General features: G+C 45.4%; 5 protein-coding genes and 2 tRNA genes. 1 reads left to right on the forward strand and 6 read right to left on the reverse strand.

Annotation, left to right across the window (positions count from 1 at the left end; genetic code table 11):
- Positions 1–81: 81 nt before the first annotated feature.
- The 5 genes from B4033_RS02050 to B4033_RS02070 all read right to left on the reverse strand — a co-directional run bounded on the left by B4033_RS02050 (position 82) and on the right by B4033_RS02070 (position 3,410).
- A tRNA-Gln gene (locus tag B4033_RS02050) sits at positions 82–156 on the reverse strand.
- A gap of 26 nt (positions 157–182) precedes the next feature.
- Positions 183–257 (reverse strand) — tRNA-Gln (locus B4033_RS02055).
- The gene (ispE, locus tag B4033_RS02060; protein WP_286831704.1) at positions 256–1,086 is read right to left on the reverse strand and encodes a 4-(cytidine 5'-diphospho)-2-C-methyl-D-erythritol kinase; all 831 of its coding nucleotides are present in this window, start codon (positions 1,084–1,086) and stop codon (positions 256–258) included. Before ispE ends, B4033_RS02055 begins: the two co-directional genes overlap by 2 nt.
- Positions 1,087–1,108: 22 nt before the next feature.
- On the reverse strand, positions 1,109–1,690 hold the full coding sequence (gene lolB, locus B4033_RS02065; protein WP_004891964.1) for a lipoprotein insertase outer membrane protein LolB: 582 nt from the start codon (positions 1,688–1,690) through the stop codon (positions 1,109–1,111).
- A gap of 7 nt (positions 1,691–1,697) precedes the next feature.
- Positions 1,698–3,410, reverse strand: coding sequence for a tetratricopeptide repeat protein (locus tag B4033_RS02070; protein WP_034425016.1), 1,713 nt, complete (start codon positions 3,408–3,410; stop codon positions 1,698–1,700).
- A gap of 79 nt (positions 3,411–3,489) precedes the next feature.
- Between B4033_RS02070 and hemA the strand changes: the two genes are divergently transcribed.
- On the forward strand, positions 3,490–4,773 hold the full coding sequence (gene hemA, locus B4033_RS02075; protein ID WP_286831711.1) for a glutamyl-tRNA reductase: 1,284 nt from the start codon (positions 3,490–3,492) through the stop codon (positions 4,771–4,773).
- 68 nt (positions 4,774–4,841) lie between these two features.
- On the opposite strand, the gene B4033_RS02080 is transcribed toward hemA, so the two are convergent.
- The coding region (locus tag B4033_RS02080) for a toprim domain-containing protein (protein ID WP_286831714.1) at positions 4,842–5,891 on the reverse strand (1,050 nt) is incomplete at its 5' end.

The following is a 5,891-nucleotide window of genomic DNA, read 5'->3' on the forward strand; positions in this document are numbered from 1 at the left end:
CTGGATTCGAACCAACGGATGGCGAGATCAAAACCCGCTGCCTTACCACTTGGCGACGCCCCTAATTTGATGACTGTAAGATGGCAGGGGCGGCTGGATTCGAACCAACGGATGGCGAGATCAAAACCCGCTGCCTTACCACTTGGCGACGCCCCTACTACAGTACATCTACAGGTGAAAAATGGCAGGGGTAGCTGGATTCGAACCAACGGATGGCGAGATCAAAACCCGCTGCCTTACCACTTGGCGATACCCCTAACAAACCTTAAAATGACGTAATGGTGATTCTTGTAAACTATTCACCAGGTAAGCTTTACATGGTGCATTTTCAAGAATGTTGGTTACATTCATCTTTTCAGTTACTTCGATAAACACGCAGGCACCTGTACCTGTAAGCTTTGCAACACCGAACTGGTCGAGATACTGCATTGCTTCATCGACTTCAGGATATAAGCTTCTTGCCAGTGGCTCAAAGTTATTTCCGAAATCAGATGGCGTTATCTGATAGGCGCAAAATTTAGAGTTCTTCGTGTCTCTTGTCAACGTTTTTTGTGAAAAAAGCAGTTGAGTGCTGATAAAACAGTCAGGTTTGAGCACAATGAACTGTTTTTGATCTAAGTCAATGAATGTTAAGTGTTCACCGATGCCTTCTGCCCATGCATTTCGGCCATAAACAAAAATCGGCACGTCGGCACCAAGCTTGACACCCAGTTCAGCTAACTGCTCAATTGTTAGCCCACAATCCCAAAGCTGGTTCACGACAATTAAAGTGGTGGCAGCATTCGATGAACCACCACCCAGTCCAGCACCCATCGGAATATTTTTTTCCAGACGGATTTTTAGACCCGAATAAGCTTTTGCATAAGGTTTAAGCACCTGAATCGCACGATAGATCAGGTTTTGTTCCAGATCGACAGATGCCAGCCCTTCAATCTGAATCTGTTTATCTGCAGTTTGCTCAAACTCCAGCCAGTCGCACAAATCAATCAGCTGAAAAATACTTTGCAGCTCATGATAACCATCTGGTCGGCAACCCGTAATGTGGAGAAACAAATTCAGTTTAGAAGGCGAGGGAACACGAATCATGGTTAAGTTTCAATCAAATGCATTAACGATTTTGAATCACCATTGTAATACGGTTTTCACCGCCATTCCCAAGTGTCTGTTTTAAAATCAGGCGGTTTGGCAGACGTGCCTGTGCTGCATAACTGAGATCCACGGTCCAGCCATCTTCAATAATCTGGCTGATGCGTTGAGTATCATCTTTTTGCAATTGGGCATTGCTGGTCGCAGGACGAGCCTGTACCCAATCGACCAGATGGGTAATCGGTGCCTGCCAGCCAGTTGCACGTTGCAGTAGCTCTTCTGGTGTAGCAGCTTTAATCAGACCTGTTTTGGCGCTATTCAGCGAAACTTGACCAGGTTGGCCAGTGATCTGGGTTTTGCCTACGCCCAGAATACCCGTCAGTTCAATATCAAATTGTTCCTGCTGCTGTGCCCAGGTGAAGAAGGCACTGCCACTTTGTTGTGGGGTACGCACACCAATCTTGCCTTGGAGCTGGAATTCATTTTCAGCAGTTGGAATTGCCGATGTGGCAGGTTGTTTGGGTTGCGCGATCTGCTGACAACCGGTCAGAATCAAAGTGCCTGATGCAAGGAAGCAACAGGCCAGCTGGCTAAGCTTAGGCATAATAGAATTAACTCGTTTTCATCGGTGGTGATAACAATAACGAATGAAGCTGCTTTAATTCAGGATCATCCGGATAATTTTGTTGTAATTGTTTAAAGACTTGTTGGAATTGTTCAATATCACCGTTCATGTACAGTGAGCGAGCCAGTCGTACGCCAATTTTTGCGCTCGGATTCAGGTTGTAGGCTTTTTCCCAAGCTAGAGCAGCAGTAGCAAAGTCATTTTGCTGATAGCAGATAAAGCCGAAGGTATCTAAAATCGAGGCTTGCTCAGGAGCATATTCCAGTGCTTGCTCGACATAACGACGGGCTTCTTCCAGACGACGGTTCTGCATTGCCAGTGTATAGGCATAGGCATTCAAATAAGCTGGATTATTCGGTTCAATGTTCAATAAGCGTTTCAGCAACTGATCGAGCAGAAGACGATCCTGATGTGGATCTAACAATAGTACTTGAGCATAGACCAGTTCCGGATCATCTGGCAGGTTGTTGCTGGCTTCCTCCAGTAGACGCAGGGCAGCTTTCTTGTTGTCCATCTTTTTTAAGATATCTGCCTGAGCCAGATACAGAAAACTGGCATGTTGTGGATAATTAACCCGTTCCTGGGTCAGGAAACGCAGGGCATCTGTCAGTTTTTCCTGCTTGCTGAAGATAGAGATCATGTTACGCCTGGAAACGGTATACAGGCTGCCATCCACCAGACGGTAATAGGCCTTGGCAGTTTCATAATGCTGCTTACGCTCGGCATTGATCGCCAAATAATAATAAGCTTCATTCTGATACTGATCTGAGTAGCGCAGTTCGACCAGATATTTTTCTGCTTTGTCGTACTCTTCAAGGTCAATACTGGTCAGGCCTGCAATAAATAAGGCCTCTTCATGCGTAGGCCATTTTTTTAGAATGGTCTCCAGTTTTTGCAGGGCTAATCTAGTTTCATTGAGCTTGATCAGGTATTTGACTTCAGCCAGGCGCACTTCGATATTGTTGCGGTTTTTGTTGCTGGCTTTTTCATACCATTTTAAAGTCTGTTCCTGGTCATCTAAGGCCTGTAACAGATTGGCCTTCAGCAGAATATAGCCCGTAGATCTGGGACGCTTCTTTAGGGCACGGTTAATGGTCAGCAGTGCCTGTTCAAACTGACCATTCTGGGCTTCCAGTCCTGCGACCAGGACAAGAATAGAGGGGTTATTTTTGGCTTTGCTGGAACTGAGTGCCTGTATCAGATAATTTCGATCGTCAGTATCTGTTGGGACGATTCCTGCAAGAATTTCTTCCAGATCGGCACTGTCATCAATCTGTAGAATTTTATCTAGGGTTTCTGCTGCCAGTTCATATTCGTGGGCTTTTAAGGCGATATGCGCCAGATAGAACATTGCTGGGACATCTTGTGGTTCCTGAACTACCCAATGTGTCGAAATATCAAGGGCTGCACGCAGATCATCATGTTCCAAAGCAACATTCAAGGCACGCTGTTTTACTGTGGTGGAATTACTCTTGATGGCCAGCACAGTATAGTTATGTAGTGCAGTTGGAATGTCATTGGAAGCTAAAGCAAACTCGGCGATCATACTCTGTTTTATTGCTTCATAATTTGGGTTGGCATGGTAAACTGTTCCTGCTGCCTGAAGCTGGGCAGTGGAAGCCATGCTACCCACAAGTAAGAATGTGGTAGAATATTGCTTAATTGTATGGCCGTGACCACGGCTGTTGATATATCGCAATTTTTTCTTGATCCAAGTAATGCTTTTTATGACACCGATGTTGCACAATAGCATAAATTTAGTGAAATGATGACCTGATATGTCTTTCTTTGCATTGGGTGTCAACCATCAAACTGCCTCTGTAGAACTTCGTGAACAAGTCGCTTTTAATCCTGAAAAATTAAGTGTCTTGCTTGCTGAACAAAGCCAGCACTCTGAGTTGAATGACATGGTGGTGGTGTCTACATGTAATCGAACTGAAATCTACGCGATGTCTGACAATGTCGACATGGTGCTGAACTGGCTCGCCCAAAAAAATGGGGTTAATGTCAAGCAGCTGCAAAACCATGTGTATCGCTATGAAAATGCTCAGGCAGTTACTCATCTGATGCGTGTCGCCAGTGGTCTGGATTCACTGATGTTAGGTGAGCCACAGATTCTGGGACAGGTAAAAACCGCTTTATCCCTGGCTAAAGAAGCTCATACCGTTTCGCCAAACCTCAACCGTATATTTGAATATGCCTTCTATGCAGCCAAACGTGTGCGTTCGGAAACTGCAGTGGGGAGTCATGCTGTATCGATGGGGTATGCGGTGGCACAGCTGGCGATTCAGGTTTTTTCCAAGCCAGAAAAACTGACCGTCATGATTGTTGCCGCAGGTGAAATGAATAGCCTGGTGGCCAAGCATCTGGCGGAAATGGGTGTCGGTAAGGTCATTATCTGCAACCGTACCCGCGCACGTGCTGAAAGCCTGGCACAGGAAATCGCGCATCGTGTCGATGTTGAAATTATTGAATTTGATCAGCTGGCAACGAACCTGCATCGTGCTGATGTCATTTCCAGTTGTACAGGTAGTCTGCATCAGGTGATCCATTTTGCTGATGTCAAAGCGGCATTAAAGAAACGCCGTTACCAGCAAATGCTACTGGTTGATCTGGCTGTACCGCGGGATATCGATGCCAAGGTTGAAAAGCTGGATGGAGTCTATCTCTATGGTGTCGATGACCTGCAAAGCGTGATTGAGGAAAACCTGGCACAGCGTCGTCAGGCGGCGGTTGAAGCGGAAGTAATGGTCAATCAGCTGGCAACTGAACTGGTTACCCAACAGAAAGTAAATCTGGCAGGTGACACTATTCATGCCTATCGTGATTATGGTGAACAGTTACGTGAAGAAGAACTGGCCCATGCCATGCAACGTATTGCCAAAGGTGATCTAGCTGTAGAGGTACTGGCAGATTTATCACATCGTCTGACTCAAAAGCTGCTGCATCCCACTTCGATCGTACTGCGTGAAGCCGCCAAGGCTGAAGATCCAAGCTGTTTTGAGATGGTACAGCATACCTTGCATGAGGTCATGCTAAAACGCCGTAAACCAAAGCACTAGATGTTTTCGATCCAATAAAAAATGGAGATCTACATAGATCTCCATTACTCAACTTAAAAATAAGAAAATTATTCTTCAAGCAGTGTCATCGTACGCTTCCGGTCAATCTCAAAAATCTGCAACTTCAGATTCTTCATTTCTTCAATACTGCTAAATTTCTTCGACTTAATCTTGTTTTTTAAACATTGATATTGCAGCTTGGTCGAGAAATCAGCTGCCAGCTTGTCTGCCTGTTCAGGAGAAGAGGTATAGTCGCTGACATTGGCATGTTGCAGGATGTGCTGTAATTCATGGTGATGTGCGGCACAGGCACCGAGTACATAATAAGTCGACAATTCTGGATCATCTGGTAGATCATCAAAAATCACATTCAGAATATTCAAGATCTTATAGAGCAATTGGTCCGGTGAAACCAAGGCACGCAATGGTTCAAAATGAATGTACAAATAGGGATGATTCAGCAAGATTGCAATTACATATTCTTCAGCATCAATCTTAGTACTAAAGCTTAAGCTTGCGTCATTATTAACCTTGGGTTGCCATTTGCGGTTAAAGCCCAGTTTTTCCCGGAAAAACTGTTGCAGCAAATAGCGATAAGAACCTTGCTTTGGTAATAGCTCGGTCAGCTGACGCAACTCTGCCATGACCTGGCTTTTACCCTCAGGTGTAGTCACATCATGGTTTTGAGCCAGATGAGCAAATACAAAATCGGATAACAGCGGAGCCTGATCTAATAGACGGCGAAAGTTTTCAATGCCTTCACGACGGATCAATGAATCTGGATCATGGTCATTTGGCAGTACAAAGAACTTCAACTCACGACCATCATTGAGTAACGGCAGGGCAATCTCAAGTGTACGTCGTGCCGCTTTCTGACCGGCAGCATCACCGTCAAAGGCAATCGTGATACGATGATTCTGCTTGAACAGGATATTCAGATGTTCGGTATTACTGGCAGTCCCCAGTGTCGCCACAGCACCATGAATGCCATATTGCTGCAAGGCAATGACATCCATGTAGCCTTCGACCATCAGCCACTCTTGGGCTTTCTGCTTACGGCCCTCATACAGGCCATACAGCAACTGGTTCTTATGGAAAACTTCCGAATCCGGCGAGGC

This window comes from Acinetobacter sp. UBA3132, assembly GCF_002364825.1.
In the GTDB taxonomy this organism is placed as follows: Bacteria; Pseudomonadota; Gammaproteobacteria; order Pseudomonadales; family Moraxellaceae; genus Acinetobacter; species Acinetobacter schindleri.

Coding starts and splice junctions, on each gene's coding strand:
- hemA (WP_286831711.1), top strand. CDS start 3,490: ATGTCTTTCTTTGCATTGGGTGTCAACCATCAAACTGCCTCTGTAGAA.
- lolB (WP_004891964.1), bottom strand. CDS start 1,690: ATGCCTAAGCTTAGCCAGCTGGCCTGTTGCTTCCTTGCATCAGGCACT.
- ispE (WP_286831704.1), bottom strand. CDS start 1,086: ATGATTCGTGTTCCCTCGCCTTCTAAACTGAATTTGTTTCTCCACATT.